The organism is Paracoccus sp. Arc7-R13 (assembly GCF_004010775.1).
Lineage (GTDB): Bacteria > Pseudomonadota > Alphaproteobacteria > Rhodobacterales > Rhodobacteraceae > Paracoccus > Paracoccus marcusii.
In genome coordinates this window covers 56,866-79,259 of the sequence record NZ_CP034814.1, presented here as the reverse complement: position 1 = coordinate 79,259, position 22,394 = coordinate 56,866, and the positions used below count along the sequence as shown (strand labels likewise).

Sequence of the window (22,394 nt, the reverse complement as noted above, 5' to 3'; positions counted from 1 at the left end):
AAAACGCGCACGTAGGAGATGACAGTGGTGCTTGATCCAAAGACCATGACCGATGCCTCCTCAGTTCGGCGGCTTCTGGCCAACGCAGTTAGGCTGAACGAGGACCGTATTGCGCAAGCCTGCCGAGCACGGCTGTATGAGCTGGAGACGCCAGAAGTCAGCGATCCCGTAGAAAAACGGCTTTGGCAAGCTGTGGCGGCCTATGAGCAGACACTAAGGGAAAAACATGGTCGCAAACAGCCGGCCGCATACACGCGAAGAAAAATCGCTGCTAAGGGCGCAGTTCAAACGCTTACTGACTGGGCTCTGGAAAAGAATGTGACACCAGGCTTCGAAGCATTGGTTAGATCAGGTTCAGCAGAGTTTACCGGCGAGTACGTCGTTGTAGAATTTTCAGAAAGGTTTTCACCTGAGGCCGTAACTGCAGCAAAGAAAAAGCTCTCTGATCACGGTGTGGAGTTCCCGCAAGCTGTGAAATAGTCAGCCGAACCGTTCGTACAAATTAAAGTAAAAATAGGGTATGTTAGACTACCTTTTTCTGAGTATTCGATATTATATTGCCTAGCGGCAGAACAATAAGTGAAATAAAAAAAATGCATTTTTTGTATTTTTTAAATAAATAATATATTCAATACCTAAAGAATCATGCTAGACTGTAAATTAATATCAAAATCGGTGGACTTATCGTGATCTTGCTTAATCAACTGCTACTATTTTTTTACTTGTTGGAATTCCGGCCAATATTTTTTTGGTAATGCATTCAAATCATATAGGGCAGAAAAAGCCCATGCGCGGAATCATTGGAACACTCCTCGGCGCGTTCTTTATTTATACAGGGCTCTCAACTGAATTATTTCTATTCATTCCGTTTGGAGTTATTCTACTCTCGTTAAGCGCCCGCATAATTTTTATAGGAAAACCTCTTCGGGTCAGAAATTTTGACAGCACGCGATAAGTAAATTTTGATCTTGGTATTTATAAAGTCTACTTGCTGACAACATATCAGCTTCCGCTGCAGCCAATGTTTTAGTTGCGGTGGTGTCAATTTCAGGAGACCAATTATGTGTCAGTCAGGCTTACGTACCAAGTTTTGTACCTGCGCCGAAGACAAGCCGCTTGGCTTTCCCCGTTGGGAGCTCTGGCGCTCCAGTCCGGAGCAAGACGATCTGGAGTTGCATATGGTCGGCTCATTCATGCCGCCTGCGCTTGATCACGAACTTCTTGTCGACCGTATACTCCACGATCTGAACGAACCTGACGCGTTTGACACAGAACTCGGTTTCCACGATGGCGACAAGCTTGTTCTGCATTGGCGTAGAGGGGCCTCCATGGCATTCCGCTACAACGGCGAAGAATGGTCTGAATCCTGGGGATCGGTCTATAGAACATCTAGCAAAGACAAGCCGTTGGCAGCGGGTCGCGTTGAGGGTCGTCGAAACTGAACCGTCCAACCTTCTCGTGAAATTTTTCCTAAGTTGCATAAGAACGACTTATTTGTTCAAGAAAGTTCCCCTGACCGGCTCAAATCTGAGCCGGTGACAATGCTGATATCTCTCAAGATTATTGACAGTGAATCACTCAAAAAACAGAGTTCCTATGTCTCACTCCAGTCTTGCGGGGTGGAGACGCCGGGCTGGGGGGCCTTGGCATGTCTTTCAGGAGGAGAGTAGAATGAGATCGCCGATCACCCGGATGCTGGCATCCAGCGTCGCTGCGTTGGCACTGACAAGCAGCATTGCAGCCGCGCAAGAACTCGCCCGCATCAACAACCCGATGGCCGAATACAGCCCCGTGACGCAGGAACGTCTGGATGCGGCAGACCCGTCCGACTGGCTGCTGCCCAAGGGCAATTATCAGGGCTGGATGTATAGCGCGTTGAAGCAGGTCACCAAGGAAAACGTGGCGCAACTGAAACCTGTCTGGGTCTATTCCACGGGTCTCGACAGTGGCCATCAGGCACCGCCGATGGTCAATGACGGTGTGATGTTTGTGTCTACGCCCTATAACCATGTTCTGGCATTGGATGCCAAAAACGGCAGCCTTTACTGGCGTTATGAACATGATAACCCTGCTGATCTGGGCGTTATGCACAACACCAGCCGTGGCGTTGCGCTGTGGGGCGATCGCGTCTTTGCGGCGGGGCTTGATGGCACGCTGAACGCGCTGGACGCCAAAACCGGAAAGCGGCTGTGTCAGGCGACCATCGGCGACTGGGAAATCGGCGCCTATATCACCACCGCGCCGATGCCGGTTGATGGCAAGATCCTTGTCGGCCCGTCAGGAGGCGAATACGGCGTGCGCGGTTTTCTTGAGGCCACGGACGCCGACAATTGCGAACAGGTCTGGCGGACCTACAGCGTGCCCGGCCCCGGAGAGCCGGGGCACGAGACTTGGCTTCCCGAAGGACCACGCCCGGATGCGTGGAAATACGGCGGCGGCAGCATGTGGGTGCCGGGCAACTATGACCCTAAGGCGCGCAAACTGTATTGGGGTGTCGGCAACGGGTCACCCTGGCTGGGCGATCAACGTCCAGGCGACAACCTCTATGTCGCGTCATCCATTGCGATGGACCCCGACACCGGCAAGATCACCGGCCACTACCAGTACCACTGGAACGACAGCTGGGACTGGGCGGGGATGAGCGCGCCGTTGCTGATCGATCTGGAAAAGGATGGGCAGACCGTCCCCGGTTTGGTCAGCGCGCAGCGCAACGGCTACATGTATTGGCTGGAACGCAACGACGCGGGCGAGATCGGCTATCTTGAGGGCAAGCCCTTCGTTTATAACGACGCCTTCGCCTCGCTTGACCCGGAAACCGGGCGCCCGACCTATAATGAGGAACACGTCCCCCGGACCGACAAGACGACATCCTATTGCCCCAGCCTGTGGGGCGGCAAAAATTATCCGTATGAGGCGTATAACCCCGACACTGGCATGATTTATGTCCCTGCCAACGACAACGTCTGCAATAAGTGGACGGGTTTTCTGGATGAGGATACCGAGCCTGCATCCGGCCAATGGTGGGCCGGCATGGATCTGGCCGAGCTTGAGGTCTATCTGCGCGACCCGGCCAAAGGCGTCGGCAAGCTGGAAGCATGGAACGTCAACACGCGTGAGGTCGCGTGGACCCATGAATTCGGCAAGACGATGAACTGGGGATCGGTGCTGACAACGGGCGGCGGCATCGTCTTCAATGCGGGCACCAACGACCGCAAGCTGCGCGCCTTCGACGCCGAATCTGGTGATGTGCTGTGGGAATTCCCGCTGAACTCGACCGCGATTTCGCCGCCCGTGTCCTATGAGGTCGATGGCAAGCAATACATCGCCATCGTGGCAGGCTACGGCGTCGACGCGCAGTGGACTAACTCGGTCCTGGGTGAACAGGATGAGTCCGGCGAATGGATCAAGGACGTTCCGGTCGGCGGTGCCATTTGGGTCTTTGCTTTGCCGGATGAGATCTAATTTCCAAGCCTTCGGGGTGCCGCTCTCGTCGGCGCCTCGTTTCCACAGCCAGAGATTTCCAGCGGATAGACACATGACCCAAGACCAGAACCCAACTCCGTGCTCCTGCGCCTGTTTGGCGGCAACTGGATCGCGGCGCAGTTTCATCGGACACGCTGTTGCCGCATTTGCCGCAGCACAGGTGATGCTGCGCGGCACGCCCGCCCTATCAGCCGAGGACGCTGTCCGCAACAGCCCGCCCCAGCCCGGCGATTTCTTGACCTATCAGTCGAAAAGCAAACGCGGTCCGCATCTGGCCGTTGACGATCTGAAGCTCGGCGCCAAGCAGATCATCGCCCTGCCGGTCGATCCAGCGACGGGGATCCCACGCGATGGATCGCGGCTGAATCAAGTGATGCTAACCCGGCTGGACTCTGCCGAACTGGACGAAACCACCTTGGCCCGAGCCGCCGAAGGCGTCGTCGCCTATTCCACGGCTTGTACCCACGACGGCTGCCCCGTCACCTCATGGGATCCCAAGACGATGCAATATGTCTGCCCCTGCCACCAGAGCCGCTTTGACCCCAAGGCAGGCGGCGTCCTAATTAGCGGCCCGGCCTATCGCCCCTTGCCCGCCCTGCCGCTGAAGGTCGAGGGCGGCGTCCTGGTCGTGGCCGATGTGCTGACCGCGCGTCCTGGCGGGGGGCGGTAATGGGCGGTCGGTGGTGGCCCGCCGTGGCACTGGCCCTGGTGGCGGCGGCCCCGGTCTATGCCAATAAACCGCTGATCGGCGTGGCCTGTGGTGGCGGTTTTTACGTTCGCGCGCCCACGCAGAAAATCTATTGGATCCATGGTGATCCACTAGAGAAAACCGTTGTGCATGACGGCACCGACAAGCTGATGGCACTGGCCGAATGCGGCACAGGTGCGGTTGCGGTGTTTCAGGGTGCCGATCAGTCGCAGGTCTTTTACAGCAGCGACTGTCTGAGCATCGGGGCTGAGAGTAGCAATACGCAACTGATCCATCAGGCCGATGAACCCGTCACTGCGCTGACCGTGGACGAAGGCCGGCTGGTTGTCACCCTTGCATCCGGCAGCGTTCATGACGCGGCAGTCTGTCAACAGCCGGATGATGCTACAAACTGATCTATGCACTTCGGCCTTGACTGGTTAACGTCGGGTCCAGGCTGTCGGCGGAGGGACCGGCGGCCGAAGGGGGGCATCATGACGACAGCAGTGTCGCACGCAGATTATGTGCGCAATGTTCTGACGGCGCGTGACGGGACACGCGCGCCGCTGGCGACTTCATGGCAGCGATGTGCGACCCTGCACCGGCTTGCACCTGAACATGCGCCGCCGTTGAACCGCCTCTCTGATACAGAATTGCGTGCGGTGGCCGAACCAATGGAGCCGCTGCTGGCCATCGCCGCGCCATCGTTGAAACGGTTGCTGCGTAATATTGGTACCCGTGGCACCTGTCTGTTGGTCAGCAACGCCAACGGAATCCCGCTGTATCGCGGTGGGGATGAGGCCGATCAAGACGACCTAGACAGCTGGGGCCTGTGTCGCGGCGTCGATTGGAGCGAGGCTTACAGCGGCACCAACGGCATCGGCACCTCGCTGATCGAACAACGCTCATTGCTGGTGCGGCAGGATCAGCATTTCTATGCCCGTGCACTGGCCATCACCTGTGCATCCGCGCCGGTCTTTGATCATCAGGGCGATCTGGCAGGGGCGGTCAATGTCACCTTCTATGGGGTGGCCAGCGATTACGCCCCAGGTGGCCTGCTGCTGTCCGCTGTGGCCGAGGCTGCGCGCCAGATTGAAATTGACAGCTTTCACCACAATTTTGCCCATGCGCGCACCGTGTCACTGTCCGGTCGGGCGCGGTCGGGGGCGATTTTGCTAGCGGCGGACCGCGATGATATCGTCATCGGCGCCAGCCGGGGCGCGCGTCTTGTGCTGGGTTTGACGGGTGCTGACATCGCGCGCGGTGTTGTGGCAGGCGACCTGATCGACATGCAGTCCGACACGCTAGCCGAGGCGGAATGCGGCGTTCTAAACCGGGCGCTGGTGCGTAATCGCGGCAATGTCACCGCCACCGCGCGCGGGCTTGGCATCAGCCACGCTACCATCAAGCGCAAGCTCCGCCAGCATCAGCTAGACCGGCGCAAGCTGAACTGAGCCCTGCAACCGGCTCAGATATGAACCGGTTTTACTGTGGCCGACCGGCCCGCTGATTGATCTACGCGTTAGGTATTCGTCCAATAGCGCTGTGGTGCCATCTCTGATGGCGCCGGGATATGCGTAGAGGAGGAGTTCAGCATGTCGCAGACCAGCGCCGCCGCAAAGTTTGTTACCGATCAGCCGCAGGATTACCGCAACTATATTAACGGCGCGTTCGTCGAGAATGGTTCGTCAATGATCGACGTGCTCAACCCCGCCACCGGCGCCTTCCTGGGCCGCATTCCTGAAACCGGGGCAGATCAGGTTGATGCGGCGGTCAAGGCCGCTCGTGCCGCGCAAGGCCCGTGGGAGAAGCTGCCTGCTATCGAACGGGCGAACTATCTGCGACAAATCTCGGCTAAGCTACGCGAAAACCGCGTTGAACTGGCCGATATGATCGTCCGCGAACAGGGAAAAGTTCGCGGTCTTGCACAGGTCGAGGTCGATTTCACTGCCGACTATATCGACTACATGGCTGAATGGGCTCGCCGGATTGAAGGCGAGGTGCTGACCAGCGACCGCCCCAATGAAACTATGCTGCTATTGCGCAAGCCCTTGGGCGTGGTCGCGGGCGTGCTGCCGTGGAATTTCCCGTTTTTCCTGATCGCACGCAAGATGGCACCGGCGTTGGTGACGGGCAATACCATCGTCATCAAACCCAGTGAAGAGACCCCGCTGAACGCGTATATGTTCACCGAATTGCTGGCACAGACCGATCTGCCCAAGGGCGTCTTCAACCTTGTCGGCGGGCGCGGGCGCGAGGCCGGTGAGGCATTGATTTCACATCCCGGCATCGACTTGATCACTTTCACCGGGAGCGTCGCCACTGGCTCGCATATCATGCAGGTGGCGGGCAAGAACCTGACCAAGGTGAACCTCGAACTTGGCGGCAAGGCCCCGGCAATTGTGCTAAACGACGCCGATCTGGATCTGGCTGCAACAGCGATCCATGCCAGCCGGGTGATCAATACCGGGCAGGTCTGCAATTGCGCCGAACGGGTTTACGTCCAGCGTGGTGCGCATGACGCGCTGGTCGCAAAGCTGACGGGGCTGTTTAACGACACCCGCTTTGGCGACCCTTCGGTCGATGATGATTTGCACATGGGTCCTCTGGTCAATCAGGCGGGATTGGACAAGGTGGCAGACGCGGTCGATTTGGCACGGGAACAGGGCGCGACCGTCGTGACCGGTGGCGCACGCGCCGATCTGGGGCAGGGCTGGCATTATCAGCCCACGCTGATCACCGGAGCCACCGCCGATATGGACATCATGCGTCACGAGACGTTCGGCCCGGTGCTGCCGATCCAGATCGTTGACAGTTTGGATGAGGCAATCGCACTAGCCAATGACAGCGACTATGGGCTGACCTCCTCTGTCTATACCTCGAACCTGAATGCCGCCATGCAAGCCGCACGAGAGCTGAAATTCGGCGAAACTTACATCAACCGTGAAAACTTTGAGGCCATGCAGGGCTTTCACGCAGGTCGCCGCAAGTCTGGCATCGGCGGTGCCGACGGTAAGCACGGGTTGTATGAATTCACCACGACCCATGTAGTTTATATTAAGGGCTAACAGGTCGGACATCGTAATTTTCCTAGGAGGAACCATCTGACGTCAAAGACCGCCGTTTCATCACAGTTCGGTTGCTCCATGTTTTGCGGACGAACTGGGGTCGCCCCTAAGCGGCACCCGGACAATGGCTGGGTTTTCTCGGCGTTGATGATGTGACCGCTCCCCTTTGTGGATTGTTGCAGACCCACTTTGGCACACCGATGCCGGCGGGGGGCGGTCACATCATCAACGCCTATCTGGCTTCGAACCTGCTGCATCCGAAGTAAGGCCGACCATCTGCAATGGGGCTTAGAAGTGTCAAAGCGATCACCTCAAGTTACATAAGACGGATTATTGAGGTAATATAATACCACACCGAGGGTGGCCGTCTTTTCGTTCTGCACACTACTCCGCTACCCCGGATAGCTCCTATCATCCTGCCGTGCTGCTTAAGCTGTTCATCTACGGCTATCTGAACCGGATCCCGTCCAGCCGGAGGCTGGAACGCGAAGCCGGGCGCAACGTCGAGTTGATGTGGTTGACCGGCCGCCTTGTCCCGGATCACAAGACAATCGCCGACTTCCGGCGTGACAACGGCCCCGGCATCCGCTGCAGCGTCGCTCAGTTCGTGGAGCTGTGCCGCCGGATCGGCGTGCTGAAGGGCTCCTGCGTTGCCATCGACGGGAGCAAGTTCCGGGCCGTTAACAGCCGGGACCGCAACTTCACCAAGGGCAAGATCGCCAGCCGCATCGCCCACCTGGAGGCGGACGTCGAGCGCTACATTGCGGAGATGGTGCGGGTCGATCGACAGGAGGAGGGTGAGGTTCGGGCCGAGAAGGTCGCGCATCTGGCCAAGCGTTACGGGCGTGTCCGGCAGCATATCCAACACCTGCAAGCCATGGGTCGGGCCTTGGCCGATGCGCCGGATGGGCAGATATCGCTGACCGATCCCGATGCCCGCGCCATGGCCACCAGCGCCCGGAACAGCGGAATGGTCGGCTACAATGTCCAGACTGTCGTCGACACCGAGACCCACCTGATCGTCGCGCATGAAGTCACCAACCAGGGTCATGACCGTGATCTTCTGGTGCCGATGGCAAAGGCGGCCAAGGATGCACTTCGTCGCGACGAGATGCATGTGCTGGCCGACAAGGGCTACTTCAGCGGGCGGCAGATCCTGGCCTGCCATGAGGCTGGCATCACTACGACAATCCCGCGCCCCGAGACGTCGGGCAACCGCCTCAAGGGCATGTATGAGAAGGCGGACTTCGCCTATGAGGCCGATGCGGATATCTATCGTTGTCCTGCAGGGGAAGCGCTACCGTATCGCTACACGACCGAGGAAGACGGTTTGGAACTCCGCCGCCACTGGACCAGCGAGTGCGGCACGTGCCTGATGAAATCGCGATGCACGACCGGCAAGGAGCGCCGGATCACGCGGTGGGCGCACGAGCATCTGGTCGAGGCGGCGCGGGCGAGGCTGATCGGACCGACCGAACCGATGACCATCCGCCGAGGCACGGTCGAGCACCCGTTCGGCACCATCAAGGCGTGGATGGGCACGTCCCACTTTCTGACCCGATGGCTGAGGAACGTGAAAACGGAGATCGCGCTGAACGTCCTCGCCTACAATCTTAAGCGAATGGTGGCTCTGATCGGGGTCCAAGGGTTGATGAGCGCTCTGAAGGCCTGAAAGGCGCCGCTCCTTGTGGTCTGTCTGCAATTCAGCAAACGCGAGCTAGATCTTCGCGCTTAATGCCCTTGGATGCTGACACGCGCTGACGTTTCCACACAGCCTAAGCCCTCAGGCGACGTTGATGCGGATAGGGATGCTACAGGTGCGACAGGCTCCTCCCAGTCCAAAACCAGGCTTCGAAGCGAGCAGGATTGGCAAAAATTCTTACAGTATAAGGAATTTTTGCCAGCACTAGGTGCAATATCAGACTACGATGATACGTAGAGATGAAGGCATTTCTATTGGGACATTTCGGAAAAGACTCATGACCCGGATTATTGACTTAGATGCTGCGACGGCGAAGGCATACCTTGAGAAAGCTGATTGTTATTTTAGGTCTGACTTTCCGCCATATATTAGTTTTGATGCAGTACTGAAAGACGTGGCAGCAGCCATGGCAGGCAAACCTTACACCGATTTTCAAAAGGCTAAGCCTGAGCGCGCTGTCGATATGGTAGGCGTCAACTATGAGCTCCTAAGTACGAAAGACGGAAGGTTTGCGTGGCGACCGTTTGAGCTTATTCATCCAGCGATCTACATGACGCTGGTACAGATAATCTGCGAGGAATCGAACTGGAAACTACTCCAAGATCGTTTGAACGAATTGCATACAGGTGTAGTGGAATGCACTAGCTTTCCGATGGCGTCGGACGGTAGTGAAAAACATGACGCGGTTCAGGTACGGAACTGGTGGCTGCGCTACGAACAGAGATCGCTAGAGCTATCGTTAGAGTATACGCATCTATTAAAAACCGACGTCTCTAACTGCTACGGTTCTCTATATACGCATAGTATAGCTTGGGCTCTTCATGGTTATGAAGCTGCCAAGAAAAACCAAACTGACAAGAGTCTTTTTGGTAACAAAATAGATTTTCATATTAGGAATAGCCGCTACGGGCAAACAAACGGAATCACGCAGGGTTCCGTTCTAATGGATATAATAGCTGAGCTAGTGTTAGCATACGTCGACCATATGATCACTGAAGAGCTGCGAGGATTTGAAAACTTCTACATCTTACGATACCGCGACGACTACAGTATTTTTACACAGAACGATCAACTTGCAGCAAAGATTGTTAGGGTAATTAGCGACTGCCTCAGAAAGGTCGGGATGCAGCTTGGAGCTGCAAAGACCTCCGTAAGTACAAATATTGTAGAAGGAGCTATCAAGCCTGAGAAGCTGGCGGGAATTCAACTTGCAGATATGGACATCACGCAAGCGAAGTCTATTCAAAAGCAGCTCCTACGTCTTCACACATTTGCTCGCCAATACCCAAACACTGGTGCCATAAAACGGTTAGCTGACAGCGCTTTTCAGAAAATTTCAAAGGTCGCTGATGCTCCAGACGATCTATCAGTACAAGTGGCTATAGTGTGCGATATTGCAGTTGTTTCACCTGGTGCATTTCCGGCACTATCGGGAATTCTTGCTAAGCTGATTTCTTTCGCCCCAGAGCAAGATCGGCCGATAATGTGGAAGAAAGTAACCGATAAAATGCAGCGGATACCCCACAATGGGCATCTTGAGGTTTGGCTTCAGCGCGTGACTAAAGCTAAAGGTGTCGGACTAACGTTCGACAGTTCTGAACCAATTTGTCAGATTGTGAATGGTCAGGGTGGTCGGCTCTGGAACAATGATTGGATCGACAATCAGTCTTTGGTCCAAGCGCTTGATGTATCGAAGATTGTGGTGAGCAAGCCAGAAGATCTCGCTCCAATTCCCGCCATCGAAGAGCTTGCACTTTTCCGCGAATACGCCGAGTTCTCATAGATGTAGATTCTGGCGGGCCACCTTGGACTGCTCGGCTACAACTGAGCCCTGACCGTGCTTTTCGTGCGATCCATCCGCTGAATACCCCAAAGTCAACCTCCTGCGCATAGCGGACTTTGGGGCCCGACCATGCTGCCAGCGCAGCGAAGGGCCGGAAGGTCCCGCATAGCTGCCGCTCGCCCGTCACCCTGGACCGTCTGCTATGCGGGACGAAGCTGCCGCTCAAGGCGTCGAATGTGTCAGGACCACGACCTTTCCCAAGTGCTGACCGCTTTCCAGATACGCATGGGCCTCGGCGATCTCATCCAGCATGAAGGTACGATCAATCTGCGGGGCAATGACCCCTGCTGTGATGCCATCGGCAAGGAAGCTTTGCGCCCGAGACAGTGCAGCGGGATCATCCATGACCTCGGTATAGTAATAGCCGCGCAAAGAGAGGTTCTTTCGGAGAGCCAGTTTCAGCGTAAGCGCGACGCGGCCCCCCTCCTGCCGCTTCTGATCTGACCGGGCCATTTTCTGTACGCATGAGCGTTGGAGGTGTTGGTTTGGAACGAGACGGCAAAGTGGGCGTCCATTTGGACGGCCCAGGGGACGGCAGGGTTTCTCGGCTAGAGGTGATCGAGGGGCCGAGCGGGCGTCGGCGGCGCACGAAGGCGGAGCGGGCGCGGGTCGCTGCGGAGAGCCTGGTGCCGGGGGCCTCGGTAACGGATGTCGCGCGGCAGCACGGGACGACGCGCTGGCAGGTCTACGACTGGCGGAAGAAGTTGCGGACGGGGCAGCTTGTCGTGCCCGAGAGCGTGGCGGCCCTGCCGATGTTTGCAGAGTTGGTCGTCGAGGGTCCCGCAGCGGCGATGCCGGCAGAGACGGAGGTCGCCACCGGCGTGGAGATCGTTGTCGGCGATGTCGTGATCCGCGTCGGGGCCGACGCCGATGAGATCCTGCTGACCAGGTCCATCCGGGCGGCGCGGACGGCGACATCATGATGCTCGGTCAGGGAGGGCCAACAAAGGTCTATGTGGCGACGCGCCCGGTGGACTTCCGCAAGGGGATCGATGGCCTCGCGCTGGCGGTGCAGGAGATGTCCGGGCTCGATCCATTCTGTGGGGCGGTCTTCGTCTTCCGCTCGAAACGGGCGGACAGGATCAAGCTGCTGGTTTGGGATCAGACCGGAATGGTGCTCGTTCACAAGCGCCTTGAGGGAGGCAAGTTCGTCTGGCCGCAGATGCGGGACGGAGTGATGCGGATCTCCTCGGCGCAGCTGGCGGCTCTGTTCGAAGGGTTGGATTGGCGGCTGGTGCGGCCGGAACGGGCGCGGCGTCCGCTGGTCGCAGGGTGAGCGGGCGGACGCACGGGAATTCCCTGTTTTTGCTAGCCAGAACCGCGTTTGCGTGATTCACTCCGAGGCATGGATGCCGATGCCCTCAGCCGTGAGAACGCTCATCTGAAGGCCCGCCTGACCGAGGTCGAGGCGGCGCTCGTGGAGGTGCAGGAGGCCAATCGTCGGCTGGAGGGCATCCTGCGGGCATCGCAGCGCGAGCGCTTCGGCAAGAGTTCCGAGAAGCTGTCACCCGACCAGTTCAATCTGCCGCTCGAGGATGCCGAACTGGCCCAAGGCGTCCTCGCGGCCGCGCAGGAAAAGGCAGAGGCCGCGCTTGCCCAAACGCGCGGGGAAGAACCTCGCAAGCCCGCGCGCAACCGCGGGCATCTGCCGGCGCACCTGCCCAGGGTCGAGCGCGTGATCGAGCCCGCCAGCATCCAATGCCCCTGCGGCTGCGGTGAGATGGCCCGGATCGGGGAAGATATATCCGAGCGGCTCGACGTAATCCCGGCGCAGTTCCAGGTGCTGGTGACGCGGCGCCCGAGATACGCCTGTCGCCGCTGCTCGCAGGCCGTCGTGCAGGCGCATGCCCCTGAGCATGTCGTCCCTGGCGGGCTGCCGACCGAACGGCTGATCGCGTGGATCATCGTCTCGAAGTTCGGCGACCACCTTCCGTTCTACCGCCAAGCGGGGATCTTCGAGCGGCAAGGTCTCCACCTCGACCGTGGCACACTCGGCAACTGGACGGGGCGCGCCTGCTTCCACCTGATGCCTGTCATCGACCACATGAAGGCTCATCTGCGCAGCGCCGACCGGATCTTCGTGGACGAGACCCGCGCGCCGGTGCTCGATCCGGGCCGGAAGGCTACCAAGAGCGGCTACTTCTGGGCCGTCGTGTCCGACGATCGCGGCCATGGCGGTGTCGGTCCGCCCATCGTGCTGTTCCACTACGCCCCCGGCCGAGGACGGGAGCATCCGCTAAAGTTCCTCGCCGGATACCGCGGCCGGTTCCTGCAATGTGACGCCTACCAGTCCTACAACGCGCTGACCGAGATCACGCGCGATGAGGGGCCGTGGCAGTTGGTCAATTGCTGGACCCATGTCCGCCGTCGCTTCGTGAAGCGCTTTGAAAGCGAGGGCTCGCCCATCGCCGGGGAGATGCTGCGCCAGATCGCATTGCTGTATCAGATCGAGAAGACCGTGCGCGGCCAGGCTCCCGCCGACCGTCTCGCCGTCCGGAGCGCCCAGGCCGCCCCGATCATCGCCGCGCTCAAGCCCTGGCTTGGAACTCAGCTGTCGCGCATCCCGCAGAAATCCCTTCTGGCCGAGGATATCCGCTATACCCTCGCGCATTGGCCCGGCCTGATCCGCTTCCTCGACGACGGCACCCTCGAGCTCGACACCAACCCGGTCGAAAACCAGATCCGTCCGATCGCGCTGACCCGCAAGAACGCCCTCTTCGCCGGCAACGAGGTCGGCGCCGAGAACTGGGCCATGCTCGCCTCGCTCGTCGCCACCTGCAAAATGGCCGGCGTGAACCCCGTCGACTATCTCGCCGACACCCTCCGCGCCATCCTCGACGGACACCCCAAATCCCGCATCGAAGACCTCATGCCCTGGCGGCACGCACAGCCGTCAAGCCTCACCGCATAGGGCCGCGACGTCGCGCTTACGTTTCAGCGGGAAAGGGGTCGGCTCATTGCTGAGCGCGCCATGGATGACAATGGTGCCGCGTGGACGGGTCGCCTCGGCAATATCGGCAACATGCGGACCCCCGACCGCATCAAAGGCGGCGTCCAACCCATTCGGCGCCGCCGCCGCCAGTCCTCGGGCGAGGTCTTCGCTTTCCATGACAATCACCGCCTCCGCACCCGCCTCCACTACCGGTCGGCGCAGGCTTTCGGTCAGCACGGTGCAAATCGGGATCGCCCCGGCCGCGCGGACGATCTGTATTGCCGCCAGTCCAACGGTGCTGTTCGCGGCGGTGATCAGCACGACCTGGCCTTTGCCGATACGGCAGACTTCGATCAGCGCGCCATAGGGCGTCCCATAGGACATCCATAGCGCAGCAGCCTGAACGTCACTCAAGCCTTCGGGACAGGATATGACCCGCGCAACTGGGACATTGACCCAATCGGCGCATACGCCATGTGCTCCAAGCGGCGCACCGGGAACAACACTGACCCGCTGGCCGATGCAAAACCCTTCAACACCCTCGCCAAGAGCCGTTACCGTGCCCACGGCCTCGAAACCGAGACGGGACGGAAGCACGGGTTTCTCGATATAGGTGTTGCGGCGAAACATGACGTCGGCCCGGTTCAGCCCGATGGCATGCACCTGAATTCCGACCTCGCCAGGACCGGGCGGGAGCACCGGAATGCGGTCGATGCGCAGCACATCAGGGCCACCGATTGCATGAACGCGCACAACACGATCATCAGTCTTCGCAGAAGCCATGACTTTTTCCCTGCACCTGTCCTGCGGGCAATCTGACAAAGGCTGCGCGCTGTGGAAACCGCAACCAACGGAAACCAAGGCCGCTCAGCGAATGTCTTCCGCCAGGTGGTCGTCGCGCGCCACCAAGTTCCGTCTAGTGAGCCAGCCATGCCCCCACTCCCTCAAGCCGAGCAGAATTGGCGCGAGCGTCTTGCCCTCTTCGGTGATGGAATATTCCACCTTCGGCGGGACGACAGCGAACACCCTGCGCGTCACAAGACCATCGTCTTCCAGCTCCCTGAGCTGCTTGATCAGAAGGCGCTGCGAGCAATCCCCAAGTTCTCGTTTCAAAGCGTTGAAGCGCAGGGTGCCCTTCATCAGGTGATAAAGGATCATCCCCTTCCACTTCCCGCTGATGAGGTTGAGGGCGGCATACATCGTGCAGCCCGGCACCTCGTCGTAGTTTCGATCCTTGTTCATCAATGCATCATCCACAGTATACTATTTGGCACTATATGACGTTTATTACCCTATTTTCAATCAGGCCCCTACTTGCCAAATGCATGTGAGCGACGCCCCCAATGGGGTGCGTGAGAGAAGACATGCAAGGAGAACAAGGTATGACCAGAGTGGTGCGCTTTCACGAATACGGCGAACCTGACGTGCTGCGGATCGACGATATCGAGGTTTCGTCACCGGCTGCCGATGAGGTGCAGATCGACGTTCGTGCCATCGGCCTGAACCGGGCCGAAGTCATGTTCAGACGAAATGCCTATCTTCAGGAAGCGGAGTTCCCGTCACAGTTGGGATATGAGGCTGCAGGAACCGTCAAAGCGCTCGGCAGCGACGTCAAGGATTTCGCCGTCGGCGATATCGTCAGTGTGATCCCGACCCTGAACATGGCCCAATGGGGTACTTACGGTGAAATCATCAATGTTCCGGCTCGCCATGTCGTTCGGCATCCCGAGAACCTGACTTTTGAGCAAGCTGCCGCGTCCTGGATGCAGTATGTCACGGCTTGGGGTGCGCTTGTTGAACAGGCAAAGCTTTCTGCCGGTGAGTTCGTGATCGTTTCGGCCGCATCGAGCAGCGTGGGGATCGCGGCGATCCAGGTCGCCCGCAGCGTGGGTGCCCACGTGATTGCGACGACCCGTACCAGTGCAAAGGCGGACGCACTTCGCAGCGCCGGTGCACATCACGTCATCGCAACAGCCGAAGAAGACCTGCCCACACAGGTCAGTGCCATCACAGAGGGAAAAGGGGCGCGCGTCGTCTTCGATCCGATCGGCGGGCCAGCCATCGCACAGCTGGCAGAGTGCATGAGTGTTGGCGGAATTCTTCTGGAATACGGGGCGCTCAGCCCTACCGAAGGGCCATTCCCCCAGTTCGCCGTGCTTGGGAAAAGCCTGACGCTGAAAGGCTATCTCTACACCGAAATCGTCTCTGACGATGCGACGCTCGAACGGGCGAAATCATTCATCAACGACGGTCTGCGGTCTGGTGCCTTGGTCCCACTGATATCCCGCACGTTCGACTTCGATGAGATCCAAGACGCGACACGCTTCCTGGAAAGCAACGAACAGGTTGGAAAGATCGTCGTTCGTGTAAACTGACATATTGCCCCTCATCGCGTCAGGCGGTGAGGGGTTGACCGTCTACAATGGTCTGTGCCGCTTGCGCGTTTTTGGAACTTCCTTGGCTGCACGAAGACAGCCCGATCTGGAGCAGACCGGGCTGTTGTTCCCTGAAGATGATCATCCTTTGGGGAGGACTGTGTTACATGTTGATCGCGCGGACCAACCTGACACCCCATTCTGCGTCAGGGTTGGTCGTCCCGTCGCCAAGGCGCTCCTGCATCACGGCCACACCCAGATCTCGACGCTTCGGCAGGCGAGCCTTGTCAGCCGCGGCAAGGGCTGCCCCCATCTCCTCGCGCGTCAGATCCGTGCAATAGGCCGGAGCGCCGGGCTGCTGCCGCCAGGACTCGGCCAGCGTGCCTGCGTCAAACGCGTCAAGCCCGGTGTCTTCAACAAGTGCCATGGCGATGGCGCGGTCTTGATCACGATCGGCCGCAACGGGAATGGCGATGCGTCCCGGCGTACCCTTGGGCATGCCCTTGTGCGCCAGCGAGGCGGACCCGATTGCATTCCAAGCCTTAGCGATGGGCCGCCCCAGTTGCTCGACCACCCAAAGACTCTCCACCTGACCCGCTTCGATTGCGGCAATCCTTGTGTCCCGGAAGGGATAGTAGTTCGAGGTATCGATGACCACCGTCTCCTCCGGAACCGCGGCGATCAGCGGCGCGATATCGGGGATGCGGTTCAACGGGATGGAGAGGATGATGACCTCGACGTCGTTTAGGGCCTCTTGCGTCGTCACCGCCCGAGCGCCCGAGGACAGAAGGTCAGCGTCGATTGTTTCCGGTCCGCGCGAGTTGGCCACCTTTACGTCATGGCCTGCGGCGCTGAGCTCTTTCACAAGCGTCTTGCCAATGTGGCCTGTGCCAAGAATGCCGATTTTCATATCCGTTACCTTTTCTTGAACGTGATGAATAAGTGAAGCGTCAGCCGCTGACACGAGGATCAAGCCCGTATTGGGCCGGCGCTCCGAGATGGTCGCGCAGGGTGGTGCCCTCGTACTCCGAGTGGAAGAGCCCGCGCTCCTGCAGGATCGGGACCACACCGTCCACAAAGGCGTCGATCCCGTCTTCGTAGATGTCGGGAGAAATCCAGAAGCCATCTGCGGCGCCGGCCTCGAACCACTCCTGCATGTGATCGGCCGCCTCAACCGCCGGTCCGACGATCGCCGGGTGATAGTCGATGATGCCATGGGCCAGCACATCGCGCAGGCTCCATCCCTCGCGGGCAATCTTGAGAGCATGCGCCGAACGCGGATCGCGCGGTGAGGGACGGGCCGCGGCCAGCTGCGTGTCGGAAAGCGGCGCATCGAGCCGGTCCGGATCAAGCCGCACGCCCAGCATCTGCTGCAGGTAAGCCACCCGCTGCGGAAAGAGCCTTTCGGTCAGGGCAATGCGGCGGTCCAGAGCCGAACGCCGGTCCTTGGCGATCGTCGTCATCAGGCCAGGGATATACTTGAGCTCATCCGGGTCACGTCCAGCGCGTTCGGCCGCGTTGCGGAAGGCCAGGCGCTGCGCGCGGGCGTCCTCAATGGTGAAGCTCGCGCCAATGACGGCGCTGGCGTAGCGTCCTGCCAGGTCATGAGCATTGGGGCTGCCCCCGGCATGGACAATGACCGGCTGGCCCTGCTCGGAGGGCGGGATATAGAGCGGTCCGCGCGAGGCCACGAATTCGCCCCGGAGGTTGATCGGGGCGATCTGATCCGCCTTGGCAAACTGACCGCTCGCCTGATCGTGCAGCCAGGCATCCTGGCCCCAGCTGCCCCACAGGGCCTGCACCAGCTAGATCATTTCATGGGCCCGGCCGTAACGATCCGCGCTGGAGGGAATGCGCTGCCCGTAGTTCGCGGCGACATCCTCGCCGCTGGAGGTGACGGCGTTCCAGCCCGCGCGGCCATGGCTCATCACATCGAGCGCCTTGAACTGGCGGGCTAGGTTGTAAGGCTCGTTAAAAGTGGTGGACCCCGTTGCGATCAGACCGATGCGGCTGGTCTCCCGCGCCACGGCCGCCAGCGTAAGCATGACGTCGAGATTGAAGTTCGGAGCTTCCTCATCAATGTCGATCATCTGGCTGGGGCCATCGGGCAGAAACACGAACTGGAACTTGCCCCGCTCTGCCGCCTGCGCCTGGCGGACCTTGGCATCGAAACTAGCATAGCTGCGCGGGTCCACCCCCGGCATCCGCCATGCGCCGGGCTGCGAGCCGTAGCCGTTGCCCAGATGTATGCCGATGATCATCTGTCGTTTGCTCATGGTCGTCCTCAGGAGGCCGCAAAGCCTCTTACAATTCCGCTGTCTGAACGCTATTTGAGGAGCAGGTTTCTAATGTGCAAGAACCCACTAAAAAGTGGGTAGCCCACTTGGAGGTAAGTTAGATGGTCCGTGATTGGGCATGCGAAGACCCGAAGCAGCAGATGGTCTGGGCTGCGGCCACGAGCGAAACGCTGCGGGTCCTCGAAGGAAAGTGGAAGATCGTCATCATCGTTCAGCTGTTCGCCGCCAAGGCGCCGCTGCGCTTTTCCGAACTGGAGCGCCGGGTCGAAGGCGTGAACCAGAAGATGCTCATCCAGCAGCTGAAGGATCTGGAGAAGGACGGGATCATCACCCGGAAGCTCTATCCGGAGGTCCCGCCGCGTGTGGAATACGCGCTGAGCGAGATGGGCAAGGCCCTCGGACCGTCGATCGAAGCACTGATTGACTGGGCGTATCTGCGGAAGGAAACGCAAAGCAAGGAACCTGCGGGGTAGGTTACTTACCTTTTGGTGGGTTCTTGTGCAATTTGCCGTTCGCGGTAGCCTGTCTCTTGGAGGCGCGGGCTGATCCGGTCCGTGGACGCGCAGACGAGGAGGCCTGCAATGGTCAACGAACCCATCACCCGAAAGACTCACGCATTGGCAATTGAGAGTTATTGCAGGCCAGAGCATCCGACGGCGGCGCCTCTCCTCAGCCTCTTCCTTGGCACGGCATGCATGGCCTTGCTGGCCGTGCCGGGCGCCGTCAGTGCCCAACAGCCAGAAAGCACCGAAGCTCTTTCTTGTGACGACAGCATCATTGCTGCAATGGCAGACGTGCCGGAAACGGAAGTCCTGCTTGTGCGACCGTTCCAGAAAGGCGAGTCCCTGCTCCTCGACGCAGACAGCGTGTCTACCCCAACAGCGGTAGAAGTCGCGCCCGGTGCCCCCGCACCCGTCGCCGGAACCGATCTGTGTCTGGTGAAGCTGCTCGTCGGGCCGGGAAATCCGGGCCCAGAGGGGGCTCCATCCACGTCGGCAGGGATCGGGATCGAGGTTCTTCTGCCCAGTCCCGATAGCTGGAACCAACGCATTCGGGCTTATGGAAACAGCGGCTGGTCCGGCACCCCCCAGGCCAGCCTGTCCGTCATTGCCAGCGACGATCTGCACGTGGCGGCTGCGACCAAGGGCTTTGTAGTCGCCACCTCTGACAATGGGCATGTCGGATCGCCCATCGATCCTTCTTTTGCCATGAACCCGGACGGCAGCATCAATACGGTCGGCTGGCAGGACTTTGCCGAGCGCAGCCTGCATGAGCTGGCCGAAAAGACCAAGACGCTGACCGAACTCTACTACGGGCGACCCCATGAATACGCTTATTGGGATGGCTTTTCGACTGGCGGCCGCCAGGCCCTGAAACTGGCGCAGCTCTTTCCGGAAGATTTCGATGGTATCCTGGTCGGCGCCCCGGCCATCAACTGGAGCACCTATCACACGTCCGGGCTCTATGCGCAGGTCGCGATGATGGAAGATCTGGGGGCTCTCATCCCGCCCGAGAAACTGACCGCCGCAACTGACGCCGCCATAGCCGCCTGTGGCGGAGCCGAGATGGGCTTTCTGATTGATCCGTTGGCCTGTCGCTATGACCCGACCCAGGATGCCGATCTGATCTGCGATGACGCGGCCGGCGGCGATGGCGCGGCAGCCTGCCTGACCCCGGCCGAGGCCGGTGTGATCAACAAGATCTGGTATGGCCAGACCGCAGACGGCAGCGCGCCCAGCCCCGAGACGGATAACGGTGCCGAGACCATGCTGACTGACGAACAGCGGATCTGGTTCGGCTGGACCCGCGACACCGATCTGGCCACGACCTCCGCTGGTGGCGCCCCGGGCATTTTTCTGGCCGCCGATCAGGGCGCCCTCTCGATGCAGGACCCTACGCTCGGTAGCGAATTCTTCGCCAATGCGACTGGAAACGGCGCGAACCGCTGGCGCGAGACATTCGGATATGACGGGCTGGCACGGGCGCAAACTGAAGGCGTCCGGCTCCAGCCGGAGTTCAGCCATATCAACACCGACAATCCGGATCTTGCCGCCTTTGCCGGGGCCGGGGGACGGATGCTGATGTACCATGGGTTGGCCGATGAATACATTCCGCCGCAGGGTACGATCCACTACTATGAGCGCGTGCTGGAACAGATGGGCGGGGTTGACGCGGTTCAGCAGTTCTTCCGCCTCTATCTGATCCCGGGATTTACCCATAGCGGTCGATCGGAGGGGGCTCCCTCGGTGCCGGTGCCGCAGCCGGCCTCGGGGCGCGACGAGATGTTCGCCGCATTACAGGCTTGGGTGGAGCAGGAGGATGCACCGGCGCAGCAAGAACTGGTTTCGGCCGACGAGAGCGTATCCCTTCTGCTTTGCGTCTATCCGCAGGCCATCACCTATCGTGGCGAGGGTCCGGTGACCTCTGCAGAAAGCTACACGTGTCAGTGACGCTGTTCTAGCTGAACCAGCACGGGTTACCGTCAGACTGAACCTGACCACCCGGGTCGCTTGGCCCGGGTGTCTCACCACGAACCACTGCCTGCAATCGACCGCATCCATCATCGAAGGACCTACCGCATGGCACGAACCACATCCGCCTTCCGCATCGAAGCGTTTGGAGAGACCTCCGTTCTGAAAATGACGGAGGTTGAATTGCCCGAACCCGCCGCAGGCGAGATCCAGATCGAGCATGCGGCCATCGGCGTCAACTACATCGACATCTACCACCGCAAGGGCGTTTTTGCGGCTCCCCTGCCGTTGCCTTCCGGCCTTGGTATGGAGGGGGTAGGCACGGTCACGGCGCTTGGTGCCGGCGTTTCCGGTTTCGCGATCGGGGATCGTGTCGCCTATGTGGGCGGGCCGCCGAATGGCTATAGCCAGGCCCGGAACCTGCCTGCCGCCCGTGCCTTGGCCGTGCCGGACGATCTGACATCAGAGACTGTGGCGGCCTTGATCTTCAAGGGGCTGACCGTCGAATACCTCATCCACCGCTGCCGGAAGGTCGAGCCGGGGGACACGGTTCTCTGGCACGCTGCGGCAGGTGGTGTCGGTTCCATCGCCTGCCAGTGGCTGTCGAGCAAGGGTGTCACCGTCATCGGCACGGTGGGTTCGCCGGAAAAGGCCAAGATTGCGGAAGCCAATGGGTGCAGCCACGTCATCAACTATCGCGCTGAAGACTTCGAGGCGCGGGTCAAGGAAATCACCCACGGTGCCGGTGTCGATGTGGTCTTCGACGGGGTAGGCGCCGATACGTTTGCCAAATCACTGAACTGCCTGCGCCCGCGCGGCGCCATGGTGAGCTTTGGCGAGGCGTCGGGCCCGGTCGATCCAGTTCCGGTCTCATCCCTGGGCGCCAAGGGCTCGCTGACCCTGACACGCCCGTCGATTGCGCACTACACCGCCGATCGAGGGGAATACGAGAGCGCGGCCGAGAGCCTCTTCGGCGCAATCAGGGCTGGCATAGTTCTGGCACCGGAGATCACGACCTATGCGCTCGCAGATGCTGCTCAGGCTCATGCTGACATAGAAGAGCGACGCACGACAGGGTCCGTTGTCCTGGTGCCTTAAGGCATTTTCACGGCCAATCAATGAGCCTGATGGAAAAGTTTTTGCGTCCGCTTTGCGAAAGGGACTGGTCTGTCGGCGCCGGACGCAGCTTCATGATAGGCACTGTTCGACCGGCGGCTAAGGGCTCTTCACGTCAAGGCAGCGTTGACCGACCGTCCGCTTTCCTCAAGTGGGCAAGCTCGAAAGACAGACTGCCTACCGGTAAGTCGAGTTTAGCTCACCATTGCCGAGTCAAGCACAATCGCAAAATTAACCAATCTGCCTGTCCAAAAAGTTATTCTGCTTTCTTAGCTTAGCAAATCCTTCCAGACCCCGCGTTCTAGAGACCTAGCGCGGATCAGTGCATGCCCTCCCCTCTACCTACATACCGGCCATGTTCAAAAACGATCGTTGATGCAGCAACGCCAAACGTGTTGCAAAATCCGTCAAATAAGCGA

General features: G+C 59.5%; 19 protein-coding genes and 1 pseudogene. 15 read left to right on the top strand and 5 right to left on the bottom strand.

The window, feature by feature from the left end; genetic code table 11:
- Window positions 1-18: 18 nt before the first annotated feature.
- The 8 genes from EOJ32_RS19065 (at window position 19) to EOJ32_RS19030 (ending at window position 10,724) form a co-directional block, all read left to right on the top strand.
- Window positions 19-480: a hypothetical protein gene (locus EOJ32_RS19065; protein ID WP_127899909.1), complete on the top strand. Its 462-nt coding sequence runs from the start codon at window positions 19-21 to the stop codon at window positions 478-480.
- A 1,191-nt stretch (window positions 481-1,671) separates the two neighbouring features.
- Window positions 1,672-3,462: a PQQ-dependent dehydrogenase, methanol/ethanol family gene (locus EOJ32_RS19060; protein WP_127899908.1), complete on the top strand. Its 1,791-nt coding sequence runs from the start codon at window positions 1,672-1,674 to the stop codon at window positions 3,460-3,462.
- 184 nt (window positions 3,463-3,646) lie between these two features.
- Window positions 3,647-4,153, top strand: a complete 507-nt coding sequence (locus EOJ32_RS19055; protein ID WP_164871515.1) for a ubiquinol-cytochrome c reductase iron-sulfur subunit — start codon at window positions 3,647-3,649, stop codon at window positions 4,151-4,153.
- 23 nt (window positions 4,154-4,176) lie between these two features.
- Window positions 4,177-4,587: a hypothetical protein gene (locus tag EOJ32_RS19050; RefSeq protein ID WP_127899906.1), complete on the top strand. Its 411-nt coding sequence runs from the start codon at window positions 4,177-4,179 to the stop codon at window positions 4,585-4,587.
- A gap of 78 nt (window positions 4,588-4,665) precedes the next feature.
- The gene (locus EOJ32_RS19045) at window positions 4,666-5,625 is read left to right on the top strand and encodes a helix-turn-helix domain-containing protein (protein WP_164871514.1); all 960 of its coding nucleotides are present in this window, start codon (window positions 4,666-4,668) and stop codon (window positions 5,623-5,625) included.
- Window positions 5,626-5,766: 141 nt separating this feature from the next.
- Window positions 5,767-7,239, top strand: a complete 1,473-nt coding sequence (aldA, locus tag EOJ32_RS19040; protein WP_127899904.1) for an aldehyde dehydrogenase — start codon at window positions 5,767-5,769, stop codon at window positions 7,237-7,239.
- Window positions 7,240-7,582: 343 nt separating this feature from the next.
- Window positions 7,583-8,911, top strand: coding sequence for an IS1182 family transposase (locus EOJ32_RS19035; protein ID WP_371706331.1), 1,329 nt, complete (start codon window positions 7,583-7,585; stop codon window positions 8,909-8,911).
- A 307-nt stretch (window positions 8,912-9,218) separates the two neighbouring features.
- Window positions 9,219-10,724 (top strand): RNA-directed DNA polymerase, encoded by a 1,506-nt coding sequence (locus EOJ32_RS19030; RefSeq protein WP_127899903.1) that lies wholly within the window; start codon window positions 9,219-9,221, stop codon window positions 10,722-10,724.
- Between the two features lie 222 nt (window positions 10,725-10,946).
- On the opposite strand, the gene EOJ32_RS19025 is transcribed toward EOJ32_RS19030, so the two are convergent.
- Entirely contained in the window at window positions 10,947-11,237 is a 291-nt protein-coding gene (locus EOJ32_RS19025; RefSeq protein WP_127899902.1) for a zinc-binding dehydrogenase, read from the bottom strand.
- Window positions 11,238-11,287: 50 nt separating this feature from the next.
- On the opposite strand from EOJ32_RS19025, the gene EOJ32_RS19020 reads away from it, so the two are divergent.
- The 3 genes from EOJ32_RS19020 (at window position 11,288) to EOJ32_RS19010 (ending at window position 13,695) form a co-directional block, all read left to right on the top strand.
- Complete coding sequence (locus EOJ32_RS19020) at window positions 11,288-11,707, top strand: transposase (protein WP_205963144.1); 420 nt, start codon at window positions 11,288-11,290, stop codon at window positions 11,705-11,707.
- Window positions 11,704-12,060 carry an IS66 family insertion sequence element accessory protein TnpB gene (gene tnpB, locus EOJ32_RS19015; protein ID WP_071209476.1) on the top strand — a complete coding sequence of 119 codons (357 nt, stop codon included), beginning with the start codon at window positions 11,704-11,706 and terminating at the stop codon, window positions 12,058-12,060. The genes EOJ32_RS19020 and tnpB overlap by 4 nt, the downstream gene beginning before the upstream one ends.
- 69 nt (window positions 12,061-12,129) lie before the next feature.
- Complete coding sequence (locus EOJ32_RS19010; RefSeq protein WP_127899069.1) at window positions 12,130-13,695, top strand: IS66 family transposase; 1,566 nt, start codon at window positions 12,130-12,132, stop codon at window positions 13,693-13,695.
- Here EOJ32_RS19010 and EOJ32_RS19005 read toward each other — a convergent pair.
- Window positions 13,678-14,499, bottom strand: coding sequence for a zinc-dependent alcohol dehydrogenase family protein (locus EOJ32_RS19005; RefSeq protein ID WP_127899901.1), 822 nt, complete (start codon window positions 14,497-14,499; stop codon window positions 13,678-13,680). The two genes, EOJ32_RS19010 and EOJ32_RS19005, sit on opposite strands and share 18 nt — an antisense overlap.
- Window positions 14,500-14,583: 84 nt before the next feature.
- Window positions 14,584-14,958, bottom strand: a complete 375-nt coding sequence (locus EOJ32_RS19000; protein ID WP_164871512.1) for a helix-turn-helix domain-containing protein — start codon at window positions 14,956-14,958, stop codon at window positions 14,584-14,586.
- Window positions 14,959-15,098: 140 nt separating this feature from the next.
- Between EOJ32_RS19000 and EOJ32_RS18995 the strand changes: the two genes are divergently transcribed.
- On the top strand, window positions 15,099-16,091 hold the full coding sequence (locus tag EOJ32_RS18995; protein ID WP_127899900.1) for a zinc-dependent alcohol dehydrogenase family protein: 993 nt from the start codon (window positions 15,099-15,101) through the stop codon (window positions 16,089-16,091).
- Between the two features lie 163 nt (window positions 16,092-16,254).
- Here the strand turns inward: EOJ32_RS18995 and EOJ32_RS18990 are convergent, their stop codons facing one another.
- Window positions 16,255-17,055 carry an NADPH-dependent F420 reductase gene (locus tag EOJ32_RS18990; RefSeq protein ID WP_256370520.1) on the bottom strand — a complete coding sequence of 267 codons (801 nt, stop codon included), beginning with the start codon at window positions 17,053-17,055 and terminating at the stop codon, window positions 16,255-16,257.
- Window positions 17,042-18,367: pseudogene (locus EOJ32_RS18985) on the bottom strand (NtaA/DmoA family FMN-dependent monooxygenase). Before EOJ32_RS18985 ends, EOJ32_RS18990 begins: the two are co-directional and overlap by 14 nt.
- Before the next feature lie 122 nt (window positions 18,368-18,489).
- Here EOJ32_RS18985 and EOJ32_RS18980 point away from each other — a divergent pair.
- The 3 genes from EOJ32_RS18980 to EOJ32_RS18970 all read left to right on the top strand — a co-directional run bounded on the left by EOJ32_RS18980 (window position 18,490) and on the right by EOJ32_RS18970 (window position 21,957).
- Window positions 18,490-18,861, top strand: a complete 372-nt coding sequence (locus EOJ32_RS18980; RefSeq protein ID WP_127899898.1) for a helix-turn-helix domain-containing protein — start codon at window positions 18,490-18,492, stop codon at window positions 18,859-18,861.
- Window positions 18,862-18,969: 108 nt separating this feature from the next.
- The gene (locus EOJ32_RS18975) at window positions 18,970-20,838 is read left to right on the top strand and encodes a tannase/feruloyl esterase family alpha/beta hydrolase (protein WP_240542611.1); all 1,869 of its coding nucleotides are present in this window, start codon (window positions 18,970-18,972) and stop codon (window positions 20,836-20,838) included.
- A gap of 129 nt (window positions 20,839-20,967) precedes the next feature.
- Window positions 20,968-21,957 (top strand): quinone oxidoreductase, encoded by a 990-nt coding sequence (locus EOJ32_RS18970; RefSeq protein ID WP_127899897.1) that lies wholly within the window; start codon window positions 20,968-20,970, stop codon window positions 21,955-21,957.
- Window positions 21,958-22,394: the final 437 nt, after the last annotated feature.

Bases quoted from the DNA above. Each gene is read 5' to 3' on its own strand.
- EOJ32_RS19060 (WP_127899908.1), top strand. From the start codon at position 1,672: ATGAGATCGCCGATCACCCGGATGCTGGCATCCAGCGTCGCTGCGTTG.
- aldA (WP_127899904.1), top strand. From the start codon at position 5,767: ATGTCGCAGACCAGCGCCGCCGCAAAGTTTGTTACCGATCAGCCGCAG.
- EOJ32_RS19055 (WP_164871515.1), top strand. From the start codon at position 3,647: ATGCTGCGCGGCACGCCCGCCCTATCAGCCGAGGACGCTGTCCGCAAC.
- EOJ32_RS19000 (WP_164871512.1), bottom strand. From the start codon at position 14,958: ATGAACAAGGATCGAAACTACGACGAGGTGCCGGGCTGCACGATGTAT.
- EOJ32_RS18995 (WP_127899900.1), top strand. From the start codon at position 15,099: ATGACCAGAGTGGTGCGCTTTCACGAATACGGCGAACCTGACGTGCTG.
- EOJ32_RS19010 (WP_127899069.1), top strand. From the start codon at position 12,130: ATGGATGCCGATGCCCTCAGCCGTGAGAACGCTCATCTGAAGGCCCGC.
- EOJ32_RS19005 (WP_127899901.1), bottom strand. From the start codon at position 14,499: ATGGCTTCTGCGAAGACTGATGATCGTGTTGTGCGCGTTCATGCAATC.
- EOJ32_RS18975 (WP_240542611.1), top strand. From the start codon at position 18,970: ATGGTCAACGAACCCATCACCCGAAAGACTCACGCATTGGCAATTGAG.
- tnpB (WP_071209476.1), top strand. From the start codon at position 11,704: ATGATGCTCGGTCAGGGAGGGCCAACAAAGGTCTATGTGGCGACGCGC.
- EOJ32_RS19045 (WP_164871514.1), top strand. From the start codon at position 4,666: ATGACGACAGCAGTGTCGCACGCAGATTATGTGCGCAATGTTCTGACG.
- EOJ32_RS18980 (WP_127899898.1), top strand. From the start codon at position 18,490: ATGGTCCGTGATTGGGCATGCGAAGACCCGAAGCAGCAGATGGTCTGG.
- EOJ32_RS18970 (WP_127899897.1), top strand. From the start codon at position 20,968: ATGGCACGAACCACATCCGCCTTCCGCATCGAAGCGTTTGGAGAGACC.
- EOJ32_RS19065 (WP_127899909.1), top strand. From the start codon at position 19: ATGACAGTGGTGCTTGATCCAAAGACCATGACCGATGCCTCCTCAGTT.
- EOJ32_RS19030 (WP_127899903.1), top strand. From the start codon at position 9,219: ATGACCCGGATTATTGACTTAGATGCTGCGACGGCGAAGGCATACCTT.
- EOJ32_RS19025 (WP_127899902.1), bottom strand. From the start codon at position 11,237: ATGGCCCGGTCAGATCAGAAGCGGCAGGAGGGGGGCCGCGTCGCGCTT.